Genomic DNA, 18,778 nt, shown 5'->3' with positions numbered 1-18,778 from the left:
ATGGTCTGTGTTAAGACGAAACGTGATTAATCCATGTGTTGTGGTGCGGTATCTGTTTCAAAGTATGGCGTCAAAATCGCGGACACAAGTATAGGCCAGCGCTGCTTAGCTCATTTCCCAGAGGACATCGCAGGCGGCTCAGTTCGTGTAAGCCAGAATTCATTGAAGGAAGCTCATGGATTGGCGGTCGACTGGGTTTTATGCCTGATTTATACGCCTTGGAGTAGCATTAGGGTGAGAAAGTAATAATTTGATGCTGTTAGGTGAGAGTTATCAAACGTAGTGTGGTACCCCTCAGCCCTTTAAGCGAGGGGATTTTTATCTAGGATGCTTGTGAAAAGCCAAGAAAGTGGTGGTTGGCCGCTTATTTGGTTAGGTACTTGTCCATTTCTTCTTTTGGTACCATTCCTCCCCCTGTCGCCCAAACTAGATGAGTGGCGTTTTCAAGCTGTGTGTCGGATAGACCAAGCCTAACTAAGTATTCGTGATCTTGCGAGACGATGATTGGCCCCTTCATTCCGGCTAATGCGGAGGGCTCAAGTTTGATGTTTTCTGTTTGATTGAGTTTTTTAAGGTGAGCGAACAGGGTTTCATCTGACACAGTATAATAGCCATCTATCATTCGTTCCATTGCTCTACCTACAAAACCGGATGCTCGGCCAACCGCTAGGCCATCTGCTGCCGTGACGTTATCCAGTCCAATATCCTGTACTGAAATTTCATCATGCAAACCTGTGTGGACGCCCAACATCATACATGGTGAATGTGTTGGCTCAGCAAAAAGACAATGTACGTGATCTCCAAAAGCGAGTTTCAATCCAAAAGCAACGCCTCCTGGGCCGCCACCAACCCCACAAGGTAGATAAACAAAAAGAGGGTGCTCTTCATCCACTAGAATGTTCATCTCTTCAAACTGCGCTTTGACTCTCTCTCCAGCCACCGAATAACCGAGAAAAAGCGTTTTTGAGTTCTCATCGTCAATAAAAAAGCAGTTCGGGTCTTGTTCTGCTTCAAGACGACCTTGCTCAACGGCGACACCATAATCACTGTCATACTCTCGAACGATGACACCATGTTGACGGAGTTTGGCTTTTTTCCACTCTCTGGCATCTGATGACATGTGCACAGTGACATTAAAGCCAAGTTTTGCGCTCATAATACCAATAGACAACCCGAGATTACCTGTTGACCCAACAGCGATGCTAAATTGCGAGAAGAACGTTCTTAGTTCAGGTCTACTCAGATTTATATAATTCTCGTCCTCGTTCAGCAGCCCATGTTGACACGCCAGTTTTTCTGCATGGGTCAGCACTTCATAAATCCCACCGCGCGCTTTAATAGAACCGGAAATAGGTAGTTGGCTATCCATTTTGAGCATCAACTGACCCGCAATGTTGGTTTGGTACTGGGCCTCTAACGCTGATTTCATCGAAGAAATCTCACGAATGGGTGATTCAATAATGCCATTGCTGTCTTTGGTTTGAGGGAATACGTGAGCCAAGAAAGGCGCAAAACGTTTCAACCGTGCGGAGGCATCATCGGTATCCGCTTTGCCCAGCCCAACATATGGGATGGCAATGTTAGTTGTCGTTACGGAAGGGTTAAACCAGCTCGTTTCTACCAATTGAGTAAGGGTATCAATGAGTGGGTACTGTTTTGTTAGATGGCGCATAGTTTATCATCGGCTTAAAGGTGATGGTTTGATTAAACCTTTGTTCAGCAACTCTGGCAAATGATCAATACTCACTTATAGATGAATCAGTTTCACTCAAATTAAGGGAGAGTTCTAGGCTTAGTTGGTTTAAGATAAAATTTTTCACGTAAAGCGAAATCAACATAAAGTAATGAAAATTGATATAAGCACACGCCTTAATACTCAGTTAAATGGTCTACAGCTCTCAAAGCTTTATACATTCGAGGTCGCTGCTCGTATGAGTTCTTTCGCTTTGGCAGCACATGAACTTTGTTTAACCCCTAGTGCGGTGTCTCATCAGATAAGTAAGTTAGAGAATGAGCTCAAGCTTCAATTGTTTGAACGTCAACATCGTAAGGTGACTCTGACTTCTGACGGGGAGCAGTTGTTTATGTCCGTGACGTTAGCCTTGTCGCAACTTAATAACAGCATTGAACAGGTAAAAAATGGTCATGTATCGGGTGGTTTAACTGTGTATTCTAGGCCATCGTTTGCACATGACTGGTTGGTTCCAAGGCTATGTGATTTCAGTGAGCATTACCCATCAATCGACCTCAAACTGATCACGGGTAACGACACACTTGATTTAAATCGACATGGCATTGATCTGGCTATTTACTATAGCAATGTCACCCCTGATACCAGTTGGAGCCTAAAATTGAATGAAGAGCATATGGTTCCTGTATGCTCGCCAAATTATGCTTCGCAATATGCTTTAAATAATGAAACGCAAGATCTTTCGAATTGCACGCTATTGCATGATAACCAAGCGTGGCACATCGATTCTTTGCTCGATGAATGGAAATATTGGCATGAACATTTTACTCAGTTTGAACTGCAAAATTGTCGTTCGATTGGATTTGATCAGTCGACCTTGGCGGTAAGCGCAGCTAAGCATGGGGCAGGAATCGCGATGGGGAGATGGAGCTTGGTAAAACAGGAGATAGAACGAGGCAACCTAATGATGCCGTTCCCGGAGCGAATGATTAAATCGGGGTATTACTATTATCTTATTGCGGTGCAAAGTACCTTGTCCGCTAAGCAGAAGTGTTTTGTGGATTGGATGCGCGGCCAATTGAAAACGTATAAATAAAAAGCGCTTTAGATAAAGCGCTTTTTAACTGCGTATTTCACTCTACTTAGATGTTTGGAACTCGGCGACAGCTTGGTCCATCTCACTTGCCTGCAAAGACACTTTGTCGACTTCAGTCAGGCAGTTTTGCGCTGAGTGCATATTCCCTTCCGAGATACTATTCAATTCAGTGATAGATTCGCTGACTTGGTTCATAACGATGCCTTGCTCTTCAATCGCAGATGCAATCCGTTCGGAGTTAGCCTGAATATTCGTCATGTCGGTAATAATTTGACCTAGACTTTCATCCAGTGTTTCTGAAGCACCAAGTGTCTGCTGGCCTTGATCGTTACATTGATCAATATTGGTCACTACCGTCGCCATTTGTGTTTGAATGGCTGTCACTACTTTGGTGATCTCCTCAGTCGATTGATGCGTCCTACTGGCAAGCGCTCGAACTTCGTCGGCAACAACCGCAAAGCCTCGCCCTTGTTCACCCGCGCGTGCCGCCTCTATCGCCGCGTTTAGTGCTAATAAGTTAGTTTGCTCTGCAATGCCTTGGATGATATTGACCGCGTCGCCAATTTTATCAACGTGATCGTTCAATGAGCTGATAGAGCCTTGGCTGTCTGAAAGGATTTGCGATAACTGGCTGATATTTTTTACTGTTTCTTCTACAACTTCTCGTCCATGCTGAGCATTGACAGACGCTTGCTGAACGCCTTCAACCGCGACTGCTGTGCTTTCAGAAATCTCATTAATGGTCGCTACCATTTCTTGTACCGAGGTTGCCATCGTAGAGGTGTGATCAGCTTGAACATGAAATTGCTCAATGACACTTTGCAGCTCGTTGTGCATGCTTTGAGTGCTTTGTGACAAGTCTGAAGATTTGGATTGAGTACCAGAAATAAGCGTTTCTAGTTTGTCGAGTAGTCGATTGAAATAGTTACCGATCGCGACGAGCTCATTTTTCCCTGAAAGTTGAGCGCGGAGGGCGACGTTATTTGATCGAGCGATCTCCTGAATAATGGAAAGCAGGGCCGCGACCTGTTGGTTTATTGATCTGGAAATTTGGACAATAAAGCCGAGAATAAATACCATAACAGCAACACTGACCCCTTGTTTAATCAAGGTGAGCTCTTTTCTGGTTGTCTCACTTTGTTCGTCGAGTGCAGCTGCGAAGGTTTTGAACTGTGTCTCCACCGCATGGGAGAGGCTACGAGCTTCGCCGAGCAGGCCTTCGCTATACTTTAGGCCGATGAGTTTCTTCTGAGCAACAACCTGATTCGCTGCAGCGATTAGTCCACTGGCGTTGCTAGGAAGTAACTGGGTTTGAACTTCTCCTTTGGCAATATGCTTGTCGAATTCGAACAGGTCAACCAACTGCTCGCTGGACAACGACGGTTTTAATGCCTTTAACTCTGTGTTGTAAGTACCGAGGATTTTGACTTCAGGTTTGAGCCCTAGGGCATTGAACGAATTGACAAGATTGGTAAAACCGTTTTGATAACTGAGGATATCCTGCCTTACCTGGGAGCTTGAAGGCAAATCATTACCCTCTAAAACAGGGGCGAGTTCAGATTCGAGATCAAGAAAGATGTCCATATTCTTGTTAAATTTATCAAGGTATTTCATGTCCAGCCTGAGAAGGAAATCCTTTTCGTTTCTCCTGAGATTAAGAAGACGAATTTCCAGTTCAGCGACGAGTAAATTTGCTTTATTTAGTTGCTTGGTGGTTTGGGCAAAATGAGAGGTTGTTAAAAGTAACGAGACAACCCCTAAAATAGCGACTGCACCTAATGAATACAGTTTGTTCTTGATATTCATGAGACTACCTGAGTTAATTGAGCGGTTAGTTTTATCGGCTTCTGTTTGAAAGAGTAGCTGTTGTTTATAAATATATCAATTAATCTGGTCTGGCCAGATTTTTATGGATGGTAGCAATGTTTAATGTCGCAAATATTATAAAATTTAAACAATTGGAGCGGTATCAAGGTTTCATCTTTGATATGGACGGCACCCTAATCGATACCATGCCCGCACACTTGAAAGCTTGGGCGACAACAGCCATCGAATTTGGGTTTCCTTTTAAACAAGAATGGCTCCATAGCTTGGGTGGTATGCCAAGCTATAAAATAGCGTCTGAAATCAATAAGAAATATGGTTTGACGCTAGACCCCATGGCAGTATCCTGCTTTAAGATGAAAACCTTCGGTGCACTGGAAGATTTCGGACGACCAATAGAGTCTACCAATGAAGTACTCACGCATTTTTACGGTAAAAAGAAAATTGCGGTAGGGACAGGAAGTCAACGCGAAAGCGCTTTGCGACTGCTGTCAGAAAGCCAGATCCTCGACAAACTGGATACTGTCGTGACGGCGACAGATGTTAAGCGTCACAAACCTCACCCAGATACATTTTTAGTCGCAGCTCAAGAACTTAACTTATTACCAAGTGAGTGCGTTGTCTTTGAAGATACAGAGCTAGGAAAGCAAGCTGCACACGCAGCTCAAATGGACTGTGTCATGGTTGAAGGAAGTGGGTTAGCTTTCTATCCCTGCCCACACTAATAAAGAAAGAGCCGCATGACGGCGGCTCTGTTAGTTTGTTATCTGTCCCAGTATGTCTCTTCAAGGCTATCTTCGCGTTCTGGCAGTGCGCGGCTTAGACGAGGGGAGTGCTGGGTTAACACTTCATAACTGACTCGGTTTGCATATTTACAGATCTGAGACAAAGAAGAATACGTCAGGTAAGGCTGATCATGCTTAGATGAGTTTGGCACGTTTACTTGGTGGTGGCTATTGGCTGCCATATCATGCAAAAGTGCCGACAGTGCCGCGTCTCCAGCGCCGTTGGTATTCTTAATTTCTAATGGTCCACCTAAGTATGGGCCAATATGGGAATACACTTTGACTGGTGTCGCACAGTCACTTTTACGCATGGCTCGACTAAATTCGTACTTATTGAATTCTGGAATGTTACCCGGCAGCAATGGAAGCTCAGTGGTACGCTTTACTGACTCTTCAGTGTAGCCAGCCATATAAAGACCCACTGGGCCAGACGTACACAATACCAGATCAACCCATTCCAATGCTTTATCGGCAGCAAGAAGAGGATCTTTTTCACCGGTAAGTGCTTCACCTTCCTCTTCGTTCATTGCAACGATAGAAATGTTTTCCTTAATGTAGTTTTGCCACCATTCAGCATTGCCTTCGATGACCCATTTTGTGCCAAGAGTCAGCACAACAGGTACATTTTTCGACTTGGCAATCTCGATAGCGCGAGCAACCGCTTGCGGCATTGGGTCCTCAGGATTGCCACGCATCAGATAGGAAGATACGACCAAAGCAGATGCTTTATCAAAGACGTCTTCAGGAATACTATCCGGACGCAGCTTATTCATATGGCCTTCATTAATGGCAAACGTACGCTCACCATTTTCTGAGATTAAGGTGTAACAACGGCCAATTGAACCTTCGACCATTTGAAGATGGTTTAAGTTCATACGAGAAGAAGTACGACATAGATAGCGGTAAGCAAAAGAACCAACTTCAATGTTCTTAGACATGACGCCTAGCAACACAGACTTACTATCTGCCAATACCGAATAGTTGTGCAGCGTATTACCTATGGTATCACCAGGGTATTGATGAGTGATAAGTTCACGCTCTACCAGCTCTTCATACAGCGCGTCCGCTTTGCTTTCTTCTAAGACCAGAGAATGTCCTTTGCTCAAGTCGTATTTAGCTAGGAAGTCGTCATCCACACGAGCTTCGATATCCACAATTGTTTGACCAACACCGACAATGATAGGTCGGTAAAGCTTTGGCGTTTGCTTCATCTGGTTGACAAGTGGATCACGGGCGTGAGTAGGGAAGTAGTGCTTAGATTTGCGCTGTCCAGGAAACTTCATTTTTTGAGTGCAGTTGGAAATTTTCGCGCATCATATCACACCAATGAAAGATTGCTTTCATTTTTATTACATAAGAAAGCCAACCAGATAGAGTTGGCTCTTCTTCCATCTACTTCTCGGTCGTCGATGTTCCGTAGGCTTTTGTGCCCCAGAGCGGTACCGTCGAAAGGCTATGTTTGAAGCTGCCTGATGTTTCTTTGGTAGAGTAGGACAAATACATTAAAGTTTGGTTTTCGACATCCAAAATCCTACGTACCTTCATGCTTTTAAAGAAAATACTTTTTGATTTCTTGAACACCACTTCTCCGTTTTTGGATTGATCAATTTCAGCAATCATTTCTGGGGTGATTTCTCCTGTTTGACGGCAAGAAATTGAGCTATCACTTGGATCAGCAAGACTAAAATCTGCCTCAATAGACGCTATATGGCAGGTCACGCCAGTGACGACCGGATCTTTAAGGTGATTCAGTTTGATGTCTTTCATCGTGAATAAGCCGAGGCTGACATCGCCAACTTCTGTGTTGTCACAGGCCGTTAATCCCAACGCAAGCAATGATACGATCGCGACTTTTTTTAGCATATTGTTGTTTGTCCCAATAATTTAATTCTGTCTGTGAATGACTCTAGTTTGACACAGATATAAGAAGATATCTTCCAAAATACTTGAGACATCAGATCGTTATCGCTAAGCTTCACGTTAATTAAGAAAAAAGCAGTAATGATCTATATGAGCGAAAGCGCTAGTTCAATTATCGTCGCCAAGAATCAATGGCTAAGTCAGCACGTAGATGTGGAGTTTCCGACTCAGGAAAGTCTTTTAGGCAGAGCACTATTTTTAGAGAAGAGTGCTGCTTGTGAGGTCAGAAAATTAAGTCATGAATCGGAGTCACACGAAGAATCTCGCACTCTCGATATATATAAAGTGGACTTTCATCGGTTGACAGTAATGTTTGCTTTATTGCAGTCAAAAAGGTGGGATAAGCGTCATGAGCAAAAGCTTATTGTCGAGTTTCTTAGTCAGATCATATTCTCTGAGCCTTGTGATCTTTATATCGCTTTCCTAAATGGTGAGCCTGCCGCTTCAGCTATTGTGACTAAACAGCAAAATACCCTGCTGATTTCTGATATCGTCACATTAGGCAGCGAACGTGAAGCGTTTATCGCTTCTTTATTGAGTCATCAAAGCATTGAGGCACCACTATTCTCTGATATTTACATTGAATCTTAATTTCGATGTCTACCCTCGGTCAGATTGTTCCCTTTGAATATCTCAACTCTCATGTTCGTTGTTCTACTACTTAGCTTTATGTCATTATTATTAAATTCATACAATTAGCGCGTGAATTAGTGACAGACTTGGTGTTTTTATCATCAACTCAGTGACATTTAATCGAAGTGTTAACCCCATCATTCCAATCTCGATGACCTGGAATAATATTTTACCTAGTGCATGATAAAAGGAAGATAGGATGGGCAAACCTCAAACTCAGTGTGTGATATTCGATTGTGACGGCACCTTGGTGGACAGTGAGAGACTTTGTTGTCAGGCTTTGTGTGATGTGTTCAATCGATATGATGTTCATCTGTCTTTAGACATGGCAATAGAACATTTTGAGGGGGGGAAGCTGGCTGACATTCTTACTGATATGCGTGATAGACTCAGTCTTAATGTTTCACTGGACGAACTAGAACCCATATATCGTCAAGTGTTAGAGAAGCTTTTTGAGGCTCATCTTAAGCCTATGGACGGTGTATTTGAAGTGATTAGCTACCTAGAGGCGAAAGGGATTGAGTATTGTGTCGCTTCAAATGGGCCCAAGACAAAAATCGAGAAAACGCTACAAATTACGGGTTTGTTGCCTTATTTCGAAGGTAAGATCTTTTCAGCGTTCGATACGAATAGTTGGAAGCCTGATCCTGACTTAGTGCACTACAGTGCTATGAATATGGGTTTTTGCCTTAACGAATGCATATATGTTGATGATACGCCAAAAGGTTTGGAAGCAGGTATTAGAGCTGGGGTGAAGACGATTCACCTAGTGGGGCTTAATGATAAGGTCCATTCCGATAAAGTTTTGAGAATCAGAACGCTGAAAGACCTAGAGACTCTAGTTTAGTAATTGAAATCAATGAGTATATTGATTCGTCACTGTTGTATCTAGCTTATTGGTCGTCACAATAGGTTGCAAGGCAACCGCTTGTTCAATATCTTCGAAAAATGTTCCACATTGAGCACACAACATACTGCCTGTTTCTGACAACAGATATTCTTCGCTGCCGCATAAAGGACAACAAAGTATTTTTTCGTCTTGTTTCGATTCCATGAAAGATCCAGTTGAAAACGGCCAAATTATATAACTAACGCTCTTTTACTGTGAATAACCTAGAACACGTCTGTGCAACGCTATTCTAGTTAAATAATCTTTTGAATATAGCCAGTTTAACGAGTTTTCATAAACAATGGGAGTCGACTCATAAAATTATTAAAGCCGATACCCATCTCGGACTAGAGTTCAAAATGTGTCAAACAAGAGCAATTCCTCGACCTAAGAGGAGTTTTATTTAGCTGTCGATATTGTTTACCAGTTCCACTGCTTCGTGCGTAAGTTTCGCCAACTCTGGCCAGTTTTTTTCTTCAATTAACCGCTTGTCAACCATCCAAGTCCCACCACACGCCAGAACGCGAGGGATAGAGAGGTAATCTCTAATATTCTTTGAGTTGATTCCACCAGTAGGCATCAGCTGAATATCCGCGTAGGGTGCCAATAGAGATTTGACCATATTTACACCACCAGATGCTTCAGCAGGGAAGAACTTGAGCGTCGTTAAACCAAGCTCTAAGGCGGCTTCGATGGTACTTGGGTTGTTCACACCAGGAATAATTTCGATACCAATCTGTTGGCATGCTTTGACTGTATTGGGGTTTAATCCTGGTGAAACGATGAAAGTAGCTCCTGCTTCTTTCGCCGCTATTGCCTGTTCTCTGTTAAGTACAGTTCCAGCCCCAATCAACATGTTTGGCTGAGATTCTCTCAATAAACGAATTGCTTCAATCGCCGCATCAGATCTGAATGTAATTTCTGCCGCTGGCATCCCATTTTCCACTAAAACCTTGCCAAGGTGCACAATATCTTCTGCATTGTCTATTGCTATCACTGGGATGACTTTAAGCTTTCGTAGTTGTTCGCTAATCATTGACATGGATACACCTTGTGTAGTGGAGTTAATGAGCCTATGTCTCTTTGGAGTATTGTTGTCATGTTTAAGTACGCTCAGCTAAATATGCTTCGTAATCTGGGATTTCGATGTCGACTTCAGATTCGATTAAGTCAGACTCGATTAGAAAGTTTGCCGTTGCGCGGTTTGTAGCGACTGGGATGTTCCAAACACTGGCGATACGGAGTAGGGCCTTTACATCAGGGTCATGCGGTACAGCATTAAGTGGATCCCAGAAGAAGATAAGCATATCGATTTTTCCTTCCGAAATCAGAGCACCAAGTTGTTGGTCACCGCCCATCGGTCCGGAAATCATGCTCTTTATCGCTAGGCCTGTTTCTTTACTCAGCATGGAGCCTGTTGTGCCGGTCGCGTACAGAAAATGGCGCTGAAGCTTCTCTTTGTGCTCGGTAACCCAGCGAAGTAGCTCTGGTTTACAGTTGTCATGCGCAACAAGAGCTACATGTTTGTGTGCAGGCATAGTGCGAGTTGTTTTCTGCATTCTAGATTGTTCCCTGATATCTCTAATTATTGACGTAAAATGTTGGTCGATACTCTGATGGAGACAAAGAATCCGATATCACCTGAGGTTTTAAGTTTTCAGGTGTCAGTGCCTCAATGCTCGGAGCTTCACTTTTCTCGTAAGGTTGACCTTTTAGATAGCTTACCGCTTGTTTTACAGATAATCGACCTTGTTTAACCATTTTGTCAGTAGGCGCAAATTCCACGCGATTTCTCAGCAGTCCGCGGTAAACGCCGTGACTGAGGTAGGTTGATATGAGTCCGATCTGATCCGTTTTTCCCACTGTCCTTAATTCGCTGATCGCCGCTTCAATCGCTACAGCACTACCAACTATATAGTCTAGGTCTTCGCGCTCGATAGATTGCTGAACAAGATTTCGCTGAAGCTCCTTGTCATTATCTGCCCAGTAGGTTTCAACAATCTGAATATCACTGTCTTCAATAGCAGTGAGAAAACCACGGATAACAGGCTTAGTGCCACCGCTAGAATCCGGACCGGGGAGTAAAACAATATTTTTAGTCCCGGAGCCTAGGGGATGTTTATCTTTCAAATATTGCCCTGTGTAATAGCCCATCCAATACCAATCGACGCCAACTTCGCCTTTGAGCTGTTTTCTTGAGTGACTACCCAAAATCAGTTCATTAACACTGGCAAAAACAGGAGTATCAACTGCGAATTGGCGCAAACTGTTCATATACAGATCAGGAGCGACTGTGCCCAAGATAATGGCGTCTGCTTTCCACCGCTGGCAGTTTTCAAGTTGTTCTTTTTGTTTAGCCTGATTTGGGTACCCGCCGGCTTCAAATACTTTCAAATCAACTCCGAGCTTTTTAGCCTCGTCTACCATGCCATAATTAACGGAAAGCCAATAAGAGTCTTTAAGGTGGGGGTAAAGCGCGCACAGTCTTAGAGGTGCTTCAGCGGCAGACAAAGAAGTTGGTATGAACGAGCACACCGTAATGGCCATTATAAACAGTCGTATTAGGGAGAAAGCTGGAAGCATGATGTATATCGTTGGTAATCGTTACATAAACACTGCAAAATATAGCGTATTCCCACAGTGCAAAGAAGTGTAATTACTTAATGTTACTTGCTAAAGCCAGTATTGGTCGGAAGTTGCTGTTTGCTTTTCTCGCAATGGCGCTGCTAGTACTGATTTCCGCGTTGATTGGTGTGTTCGGCTTTTCCTCAGTTGCGAAGACAGAAAGGAATGTTGTGAATTCCGCTATCCCTTCCATGATTGAAGCTAGACAAGTGTCTGAACTGAGTTCACGAATCATTGCTTCTGTGCAAACTCTCTCAAATTCTAAATCCGAACTTCAGCGCCAAAAGTCGGGTAAAGAATTGTTCTCTCAGTTGGAAAGTTTACTTCAACATATTAAACAACTGGGTTCAGACTCTTTTGATTCCAAACTGTTAAGCACACTAGAAGTTGACGTTCAAACCGTAATCGATACTTTAGTCGAGCTAGGTATCGTTGTAGAGAAGAAACTGGTTCTGGAAAAAGAATTGGGTACGCGGACGGGGGAACTTCGAGAGCAAGCCTCTGAACTAGAGGTCTTGACGCGTACACAGGTTTCAAATACTAGTACTATTGCCATCGCGAATGTCACTCATATTTATGATTTGTTGGAGAAGCAACGCACAGAGCAAGCCTATCAGGCTCTGGACACCTTAGTTGAAGTCGATTTAGACCTAGCCGAGCGCCTACATGAATTGCACTTATTAGCATTCAAAATGCTCAACCATATTGAAGAAACACGCACGATCTCTGACATTGATCGACTTCATACGGTGAGAGAAGAATTCAGTGACAACCTTGAAATCATGAAGCGTCGTGTCAAATCAGTGGAAGATCCTACGCGCTCTATTCAGATGGTCGAATTACTTGACAATTTAGAGCAGGGCAAGGTGGTTTTTGACGTGTTATTGCAACGTTACTCCAATGAAAAATCAGCCCAACAGCTGATGCAAGACACACTAACCCAACTAACAGCATTGAATACGACGGTTAACAAACTGGTGGATCACTCAAACCAAGCAACCACAGATGCAGTTGATGAGTTGAAGACGACACTTAAATACGCTCAACTCAGCCTGACCATTATTACTGTACTCGGTATGTTGACTGCTATCTTTATCGTTTGGAAAGTTGTCTATCTTTCTGTCCTCAAGCGCTTAGCAGAGTACTCGTCTGCATTGCTTTCTATTGCGCAAGGTCAGTTGAACGTTGATGTTGCAGTCAAGGGTAGTGACGAACTTGCCCATATGGGGCAAGCTATTATTACTGCCAGAAACACGGCGCAGGCGCTACAAGTGGTTGCCGAAAGTGAAGCTACAGCCAAACATGAATTGCAACAACATAAAGAGCACCTCGAAGAGCTCGTTACAGAGCGAACATATCAGTTACAAGACACCAACGAGCGCCTCAATCATGCGGTGTTAAATCATGCCAAGGCACGGAGACAGGCTGAGCAAGCCAGTCGCGCTAAATCAGCTTTCCTTGCAACCATGAGTCATGAAATTCGTACACCGATGAATGGCGTACTTGGAACCGCAAGACTGTTAAAAGAGACAGATTTGAATAAGCAGCAAGCGCACTTCGTGGACGTGATAAACCGAAGTGGTACGACACTACTGGCTATCCTCAATGATGTCCTCGACTATTCCAAAATCGAAGCGGGGCACCTAGAGATAAGAGCGGTTGACTTTAGCTTGTATGACATGGTTAACGACGTGAAACAACTCTTTGTAGGGCGCGCAACGGAAAAAGAAATCGACATTAGTGTTCTCATAGAAAGTGATGTGCATAAATTCCTCTATGGTGATGTCACTCGGATTAGTCAGGTACTCACCAATCTGGTAGGAAACGCCGTTAAGTTTACCGATCAAGGGCATGTTGATATCTATATCACCAACGATCCTGAGGTGCGAGGAAATGTGTTGTTTGACGTTTCAGACACAGGCATTGGTATCAGTGAACAAGAACAAGAGAACTTATTTGAGGCATTCACTCAGGCATCAGGTGGGATTGGTGCTAAAGGTGGAACTGGCCTTGGGCTAGCTATTAGCAAACGTATCGTCGAAGCCATGAAAGGGATTCTGACACTAGACTCAGAGGTCGGTCAGGGAAGCCGCTTTAGTTTTAGTATACCTTTAAGCCAAGGGTCAAAAGTGTCCGTAAAAGCGCCGAGTTTACGCGCTCTCCATGCCGCCAAAGTTTTGCTAGTTGAAGACAATCCAATTAACTGCATGGTCGCTGAAGGGTTCCTAAAGAGTTTGGGACACGAGGTTGTTATTGCCCCAGATGGAGAGTCTGCCCAAAATTTGTACTCTGAGTGTGACTTTGATATTGCGCTGCTCGACATTAACTTACCGGATTGTAATGGTATTGAGTTGTTGAATAAGCTAAAAAGCTTGAGAGGTGACAGCGTCACTCAAATGATTGCCGTTTCTGCTCATGTGTATAACGAAGAGGTCGAGAGCTATCTTTCTGCAGGGTTCGATGGATATCTACCCAAACCATTAGACAAGGATGCGCTTTGTAGTCTGATACAAGACAGTATCAAAGGACACCAGTTATCGCTTGCTCAAACAGCCGGTAAACAAACGCAAGGCGCCCCTTCATTGGTTCTGGACCCGAGCATTGTTCGTCGAGACAGTCTAGTTTTAGGGAATGATAAAATGAAAAAAATCATTAACTTGTTCGATGAAGGCGCCGATGAAACGATGCATCTTATGCAAACTGCCGTTGAGCATGATGACGCGAATCAAATAAAACAACTCGCGCATAAATTGAAGGGTTCAGCAGGAAGCTTAGGTCTGCTAGCATTATCGGATGTGTGTTTGAGGATTGAAAGTTCAACACAGCCCATTGCCGAGTATTTGGCGGCTCGGACGAAGCTCCAGGCCCTCATTGAAGATTCAAAACAGGCACTAAATGAACTGGTTGACTAGGTATAATTATGATAGAAATAGCCTCCCCCCGACTTTTGATGCGTCAGATTAAAGAAACCGACTGGCCTCTATTTCTTCGCTTACATCAAGAAGAGGATGTAATACGTTACGCCTTTGATCAACCTGAGTTGGATGACATTCGCCAACGTTTTGAATCACGACTTCCTGTTTGGCAATGGGGAAGTCCCCATTGGTTGTGTTTAGTGATTACTGATAGCGTCAATCAGAGAGCCGTTGGTGTGACTGGGCTATGTATTGAAGACGAATCTGATGATTCTGTAGAGATAGGCTACCTACTACTTCCAGAATATCATGGCAAAGGTATCGGGACAGAATCACTCTTGGCTTTGATAAAACATATTAAACAATTTTTTCCAACGGTTAAGAATATTAATGCGATCGTTACTGATGGTAATGTTGCTTCATGTAAAGTCTTGGAAAAAGCTGGTTTTGAGCTTATGGAACGGGAAGAAAATGCCTATCAGATAGGTGGTAAGCTCTATGATGATTTAATTTATCGCTTTCACATCTGATTGTTATACGTAGATATAGAGGCTGCGTATAGGCGTCGCACTGCACACCACACCCAACTGGAAGAGAACGCTAGGGAAAGCCGCCAATTTTGTTATTTACCCAAATGCTAAAAAGCAGCGTTTTGCTGCTTTTTAGCGTACCAACTGGGTGGGCTAAGCAATAGCCTGTGTGAGTATCTCACGACTTTCTTTGAGAGTAATCGCCTGATTTTCACCTAGCGCTTTCATACCATGCAGCTCTAGTTGATTGACTACGGAATCAATCGCATTTTGCTTATCGCTTCCGTGTTCAGTTAAGCGTGTAGGCACTTGCATGGTTTGGTAGAAGCTTTCAATGGCGTCAACCGTTCGCTCCGCCAAGTCAGCTCCTGACTCTAAGCCAAATACATTGGTTCCCATTTGCTCTAGCTTAGCGCGTTTGTGTGTCATTTGATTGCGCAATAGCGAAGGTTGCACGATAGCCAGCGAGCGAGCATGGTCAACGCCCCAAAGAGCCGTCAGCTCGTGACCGATCATGTGTGTTGCCCAGTCTTGTGGAACGCCACTACCTATTAAACCGTTTAGCGCTTGGTTGGCTGACCACATCAGGTTTGCGCGCCACGCATCGTCGTCACGACTATCAAATTCTTCACCCAGTTTCTTCAATGTGCGAAGTAAAGTTTCTGCATAGCCGTCTTGTACCATTGCTCCATGGTTAGTGGTTAAGTACTGTTCACAAACATGTACCCAAGCGTCGACAATACCGTTGACCAGCTGTTTTTCTGGTAGTGTTTTCATAACATCAGGATCCATCACGGCAAACTTTGGCTGTACAAATGGGCTGAGGAAAGCGAGCTTGTCTTGTGTTTCCGCTTTTGTAATGACCGCCCCCATGTTTGATTCTGAACCTGTCGCAGGAAGGGTCAAAACCGCACCGATTGGCGTCGCTTGTGTCACTGGGTGGCTACCTGTCAGAATGTCCCAGCCATCACCGTCGTATTTAGACGCTGCCGCAACATACTTAGAACCATCGATCACTGAACCGCCGCCAACAGCGAGAATAAAATCAATGCCTTGTTGTTTTACGATCTCAACGGCTTTATCAAGAGTCTCTTTTGTTGGGTTTGGTTCAACGCCTGAAAATTCAACCCACTCATGGCCTGTTAGAGCGTCCAAGACTTGATCATAAACGCCGTTGCGTTTTATCGAACCACCACCGTAGATGATTAAGACTTTATCTGTCGGTTGAATAGATGACTGGATAGAACTGATTTGACCTTGGCCAAAAAGGATTTGGGTAGGGTTAGCGTAAGTAAATTGCATTGTCATTCCTCTTGCTTCAGTTTATCGCCTGATAAGGCAGACTGATTAAGCACTTCGTCATTCGAAGCACTGGACTGTTTTAATGCATATTAGTGTTGAAAAATGGTTTTAAAAATATCGGATCCTCCGTTTTTGTTGCCTAATCCTACTTTTTGTATATGCTGATAGAAAAATGGGGAGATAACATGACACTTGCTCAGTTAATGCAACAGTATGTTGATATCTATGAATTAAACGATCTTGAAGGGGCGAGGGAAACGCAACTAGACGGTGTTTGGTTTTATCGCAGCAGTAAAGGAAATAAGCGCCAGCCTTTTGTTTACCAATCTGGCGTGATTGTTTTGGGGCAGGGCAATAAAAATATTCACCTTGGCGACGAGCCTGTGCAATACGGGCCTAACGACTATCTAGTGGTGGGCGTCCCTATGCCTCTTGAATGTGAGGCAATCCCAACTAACGGTCAACCTTTACTGGGTCTGACGATAGATATTGACTCACAACTACTGCACCGTTTGGTGAACAAACTTGAAGCTTTGGGCTTTACACCTTGCAAAGAGAACTTGCAGCAAACGTGTGGTTTGAGATCGGTAAGTATGGAAGCGTCAATGTTGGATGTGTGTAAACGTATCATACAGGCACTATGCAATCCGCTAGAGCTAGCCTTGTTAGGAGAATCGCTAAAAGAGGAATTAGCTTATCGAGCGTTAACTAGCAGCGAAGGGCACGTGTTGTTTGATTTAGCTCACCACGAAGGTCAATATGCGCGAGTTGCCAAAGCGTTGGATAAAGTCCATCGAAACTATAGCGAGTCGCTTTCAGTACAGCACCTAGCGGAAGAAGCCAATATGAGTATGTCTGCTTTTCATAGTGCATTTCGTCAGATCACACTTGAGTCACCTATCCAGTATATTAAGAAAGTACGCCTAAATAAGGCCAAAGAACTGATTCAACTCGAAGGGAAAAAGGTCAATGATGCGGCTAGGCTAGTGGGCTATAACAGTGCTTCTCAGTTTTCTCGCGAGTTCAAGCGCCACTTTAATGAGACACCGACAGGTTTGAAACTGCTTAATTAAGAAAAAGAGGAAAGGCTCCTTGAGAAAATTACTGTTTTTTTAGGGAGTTAGAGTTGCCATAATCAGCCTAGTAACAAGAGCGGTCTAAATCGCTCTTGTTATACCCCCTATGGGAGATCTAGTCAGTCTCTTGTTCTAGCCCTCTTACATAAAATGAGAGGGCTTTTTTACAAAAACTGATAACTTTCAGGGACTACCACAATACCTTTTGGTGAAACATGGAACCTCTTGGCATCTTCGATTTTATTTAAGCCAATCTGCGTGTTTGGTGGGATTTTTACATGTTTATCAATAATACAGTTAACTAGTTGACTGCCTTCACCTACCTCAACATCATCGAAGAGAATACTGTCGACAACCGTTGCACTGTCATTAATTCGCACATTAGGGGAAACAACAGAGTGTTGTACTGACCCACCTGAATTAATTACGCCGTTAGCAATGATCGAGTTGATGAAAATACCTTCATTTCCTGTTGCGGAAGATACTGTACGAGCAGGGGGGCATTGAGCTTCATAGGTCCTTACTGCCCAATCAGGCTGGTAAAGATTCATTGGCGGAACGGGTTCCAGTAAATCCATATTAGCTTCATAAAAAGAATCCAATGTGCCGACATCTCGCCAGTAACAATCTTTGGCTACTCGTCCTTTATCATTGCAAAAATCATAAGCGTATACGCCCTTTGTATCGATGAGCTTGGGAATAATATCCTTTCCAAAGTCATGGCTCGATTCTGAGCAGTCCGCGTCGTCGTCCAGCGCACTGCGAAGGACGTCCATATCAAAAATGTAGATTCCCATTGATGCAAGACTGCGATCAGGTTTACTAGGGATAGTGGGAGGGTTTTGAGGTTTTTCAATGAACGAGGTGATCATGCCGTTTTGGTCTATATCCATGACACCAAACTGTGTGGCTTCTTCTCGGCTCACATCCATGCAGGCAATTGTCAGCTTAGCATTGTTTAGTTTGTGTTCTTCAAGCATGGCTGCATAATCCATGCGGTATATATGGTCTCCCGATAGTACGACGACATATTTGGCGTCACTTCGCGATAGCAACCACAGGTTGTGATAGATTGCGTCCGCGGTGCCTTCATACCACTTACCACCGCCCCGCATTTGTGGTGGTACAACAGAGATGAACTCGCCAAGTTCAGGGTTAAAAATAGACCAGCCATCACGTAAATGCTTCTGTAGAGAGTGGGATTTATACTGAGTTAAGACAAGAATCTTTCTTAAACCAGAGTGTAGGCAATTGGTAAGCGTAAAATCGATGATGCGATACTTACCGCCAAAGGGCACAGCGGGTTTAGCGCGATCGTCAGTTAACGGGCTAAGCCGTGAACCCATTCCGCCAGCTAAAACTACCGTTAATGTGTCTTGCATGTCTTTCTCCCCGAATCAGTGCGTTTCGTTGCTTCTACGAAAGTTAGTACAAGTTTCGAGCCAATATTCAACTTATTGAATTTGTGTGCGTTACGTCTAGATGTGATGGCT

The 18,778-nt window shown here is 43.8% G+C and carries 17 protein-coding genes; 7 read left to right on the top strand and 10 right to left on the bottom strand.

All coding sequences use genetic code 11. The annotated features are described in order from the left end of the window. Nucleotides 1-364: 364 nt before the first annotated feature. Nucleotides 365-1,672 (bottom strand): D-serine ammonia-lyase, encoded by a 1,308-nt coding sequence (locus TW84_RS18120; RefSeq protein WP_045977018.1) that lies wholly within the window; start codon nt 1,670-1,672, stop codon nt 365-367. A gap of 172 nt (nt 1,673-1,844) precedes the next feature. Between TW84_RS18120 and dsdC the strand changes: the two genes are divergently transcribed. Next, nucleotides 1,845-2,786: a DNA-binding transcriptional regulator DsdC gene (gene dsdC, locus TW84_RS18115; protein WP_045977017.1), complete on the top strand. Its 942-nt coding sequence runs from the start codon at nt 1,845-1,847 to the stop codon at nt 2,784-2,786. 42 nt (nt 2,787-2,828) lie between these two features. Here the strand turns inward: dsdC and TW84_RS18110 are convergent, their stop codons facing one another. Beyond that, entirely contained in the window at nt 2,829-4,592 is a 1,764-nt protein-coding gene (locus tag TW84_RS18110; protein ID WP_045977016.1) for a methyl-accepting chemotaxis protein, read from the bottom strand. Between the two features lie 116 nt (nt 4,593-4,708). On the opposite strand from TW84_RS18110, the gene TW84_RS18105 reads away from it, so the two are divergent. Then, entirely contained in the window at nt 4,709-5,335 is a 627-nt protein-coding gene (locus TW84_RS18105; protein WP_045977015.1) for a beta-phosphoglucomutase family hydrolase, read from the top strand. A 38-nt stretch (nt 5,336-5,373) separates the two neighbouring features. Here the strand turns inward: TW84_RS18105 and TW84_RS18100 are convergent, their stop codons facing one another. Next, the gene (locus TW84_RS18100; protein WP_045977014.1) at nt 5,374-6,678 is read right to left on the bottom strand and encodes an inosine/guanosine kinase; all 1,305 of its coding nucleotides are present in this window, start codon (nt 6,676-6,678) and stop codon (nt 5,374-5,376) included. Nucleotides 6,679-6,787: 109 nt separating this feature from the next. Next, a complete protein-coding gene (locus tag TW84_RS18095; RefSeq protein ID WP_045977013.1) occupies nt 6,788-7,258 on the bottom strand; it encodes a CreA family protein in 471 nt (156 codons plus the stop codon). Nucleotides 7,259-7,405: 147 nt separating this feature from the next. Here TW84_RS18095 and TW84_RS18090 point away from each other — a divergent pair, with 147 nt between their 5' ends. Then, nucleotides 7,406-7,906: a hypothetical protein gene (locus TW84_RS18090; RefSeq protein ID WP_045977052.1), complete on the top strand. Its 501-nt coding sequence runs from the start codon at nt 7,406-7,408 to the stop codon at nt 7,904-7,906. Nucleotides 7,907-8,147: 241 nt separating this feature from the next. Then, nucleotides 8,148-8,795: an HAD-IA family hydrolase gene (locus tag TW84_RS18085; RefSeq protein WP_045977012.1), complete on the top strand. Its 648-nt coding sequence runs from the start codon at nt 8,148-8,150 to the stop codon at nt 8,793-8,795. A 9-nt stretch (nt 8,796-8,804) separates the two neighbouring features. Here the strand turns inward: TW84_RS18085 and TW84_RS18080 are convergent, their stop codons facing one another. The 4 genes from TW84_RS18080 to torT form a co-directional block, all read right to left on the bottom strand. Next, the gene (locus tag TW84_RS18080; RefSeq protein WP_045977011.1) at nt 8,805-9,002 is read right to left on the bottom strand and encodes a hypothetical protein; all 198 of its coding nucleotides are present in this window, start codon (nt 9,000-9,002) and stop codon (nt 8,805-8,807) included. A gap of 238 nt (nt 9,003-9,240) precedes the next feature. Further along, nucleotides 9,241-9,879, bottom strand: a complete 639-nt coding sequence (locus tag TW84_RS18075; protein ID WP_045977010.1) for a bifunctional 4-hydroxy-2-oxoglutarate aldolase/2-dehydro-3-deoxy-phosphogluconate aldolase — start codon at nt 9,877-9,879, stop codon at nt 9,241-9,243. 61 nt (nt 9,880-9,940) lie between these two features. Further along, complete coding sequence (locus tag TW84_RS18070; RefSeq protein ID WP_045977009.1) at nt 9,941-10,396, bottom strand: methylglyoxal synthase; 456 nt, start codon at nt 10,394-10,396, stop codon at nt 9,941-9,943. Nucleotides 10,397-10,418: 22 nt separating this feature from the next. After that, the gene (gene torT, locus TW84_RS18065; RefSeq protein ID WP_045977008.1) at nt 10,419-11,384 is read right to left on the bottom strand and encodes a TMAO reductase system periplasmic protein TorT; all 966 of its coding nucleotides are present in this window, start codon (nt 11,382-11,384) and stop codon (nt 10,419-10,421) included. A 116-nt stretch (nt 11,385-11,500) separates the two neighbouring features. Between torT and torS the strand changes: the two genes are divergently transcribed. Further along, nucleotides 11,501-14,374, top strand: a complete 2,874-nt coding sequence (torS, locus tag TW84_RS18060; RefSeq protein WP_045977007.1) for a TMAO reductase system sensor histidine kinase/response regulator TorS — start codon at nt 11,501-11,503, stop codon at nt 14,372-14,374. Between the two features lie 8 nt (nt 14,375-14,382). Then, nucleotides 14,383-14,907, top strand: coding sequence for a GNAT family N-acetyltransferase (locus TW84_RS18055; RefSeq protein WP_045977006.1), 525 nt, complete (start codon nt 14,383-14,385; stop codon nt 14,905-14,907). A 153-nt stretch (nt 14,908-15,060) separates the two neighbouring features. Here TW84_RS18055 and TW84_RS18050 read toward each other — a convergent pair whose 3' ends face one another. After that, entirely contained in the window at nt 15,061-16,209 is a 1,149-nt protein-coding gene (locus TW84_RS18050; RefSeq protein WP_045977005.1) for an iron-containing alcohol dehydrogenase, read from the bottom strand. 185 nt (nt 16,210-16,394) lie between these two features. Here TW84_RS18050 and TW84_RS18045 point away from each other — a divergent pair, with 185 nt between their 5' ends. Next, nucleotides 16,395-17,282, top strand: coding sequence for an AraC family transcriptional regulator (locus TW84_RS18045; protein ID WP_045977004.1), 888 nt, complete (start codon nt 16,395-16,397; stop codon nt 17,280-17,282). A gap of 167 nt (nt 17,283-17,449) precedes the next feature. On the opposite strand, the gene glgC is transcribed toward TW84_RS18045, so the two are convergent. Then, complete coding sequence (glgC, locus tag TW84_RS18040; protein WP_045977003.1) at nt 17,450-18,667, bottom strand: glucose-1-phosphate adenylyltransferase; 1,218 nt, start codon at nt 18,665-18,667, stop codon at nt 17,450-17,452. Nucleotides 18,668-18,778 lie beyond the last annotated feature (111 nt).

Origin of the sequence: Vibrio neptunius (assembly GCF_000967495.1) — a bacterium.
Lineage (GTDB): Bacteria > Pseudomonadota > Gammaproteobacteria > Enterobacterales > Vibrionaceae > Vibrio > Vibrio neptunius.
The sequence above is the reverse complement of the archived record's forward strand: the minus strand, read 5'-3'. Positions and strand labels throughout refer to the sequence as shown.

Excerpts from the sequence above, each read along its gene's own strand:
- TW84_RS18120 (WP_045977018.1), bottom strand. The coding sequence starts at position 1,672 with ATGCGCCATCTAACAAAACAGTACCCACTCATTGATACCCTTACTCAA.
- TW84_RS18075 (WP_045977010.1), bottom strand. The coding sequence starts at position 9,879 with ATGTCAATGATTAGCGAACAACTACGAAAGCTTAAAGTCATCCCAGTG.
- TW84_RS18095 (WP_045977013.1), bottom strand. The coding sequence starts at position 7,258 with ATGCTAAAAAAAGTCGCGATCGTATCATTGCTTGCGTTGGGATTAACG.
- TW84_RS18090 (WP_045977052.1), top strand. The coding sequence starts at position 7,406 with ATGAGCGAAAGCGCTAGTTCAATTATCGTCGCCAAGAATCAATGGCTA.
- TW84_RS18080 (WP_045977011.1), bottom strand. The coding sequence starts at position 9,002 with ATGGAATCGAAACAAGACGAAAAAATACTTTGTTGTCCTTTATGCGGC.
- glgC (WP_045977003.1), bottom strand. The coding sequence starts at position 18,667 with ATGCAAGACACATTAACGGTAGTTTTAGCTGGCGGAATGGGTTCACGG.
- TW84_RS18105 (WP_045977015.1), top strand. The coding sequence starts at position 4,709 with ATGTTTAATGTCGCAAATATTATAAAATTTAAACAATTGGAGCGGTAT.
- TW84_RS18055 (WP_045977006.1), top strand. The coding sequence starts at position 14,383 with ATGATAGAAATAGCCTCCCCCCGACTTTTGATGCGTCAGATTAAAGAA.
- TW84_RS18100 (WP_045977014.1), bottom strand. The coding sequence starts at position 6,678 with ATGAAGTTTCCTGGACAGCGCAAATCTAAGCACTACTTCCCTACTCAC.
- TW84_RS18085 (WP_045977012.1), top strand. The coding sequence starts at position 8,148 with ATGGGCAAACCTCAAACTCAGTGTGTGATATTCGATTGTGACGGCACC.
- torS (WP_045977007.1), top strand. The coding sequence starts at position 11,501 with ATGTTACTTGCTAAAGCCAGTATTGGTCGGAAGTTGCTGTTTGCTTTT.
- torT (WP_045977008.1), bottom strand. The coding sequence starts at position 11,384 with ATGGCCATTACGGTGTGCTCGTTCATACCAACTTCTTTGTCTGCCGCT.
- dsdC (WP_045977017.1), top strand. The coding sequence starts at position 1,845 with ATGAAAATTGATATAAGCACACGCCTTAATACTCAGTTAAATGGTCTA.
- TW84_RS18110 (WP_045977016.1), bottom strand. The coding sequence starts at position 4,592 with ATGAATATCAAGAACAAACTGTATTCATTAGGTGCAGTCGCTATTTTA.
- TW84_RS18045 (WP_045977004.1), top strand. The coding sequence starts at position 16,395 with ATGACACTTGCTCAGTTAATGCAACAGTATGTTGATATCTATGAATTA.
- TW84_RS18070 (WP_045977009.1), bottom strand. The coding sequence starts at position 10,396 with ATGCAGAAAACAACTCGCACTATGCCTGCACACAAACATGTAGCTCTT.
- TW84_RS18050 (WP_045977005.1), bottom strand. The coding sequence starts at position 16,209 with ATGCAATTTACTTACGCTAACCCTACCCAAATCCTTTTTGGCCAAGGT.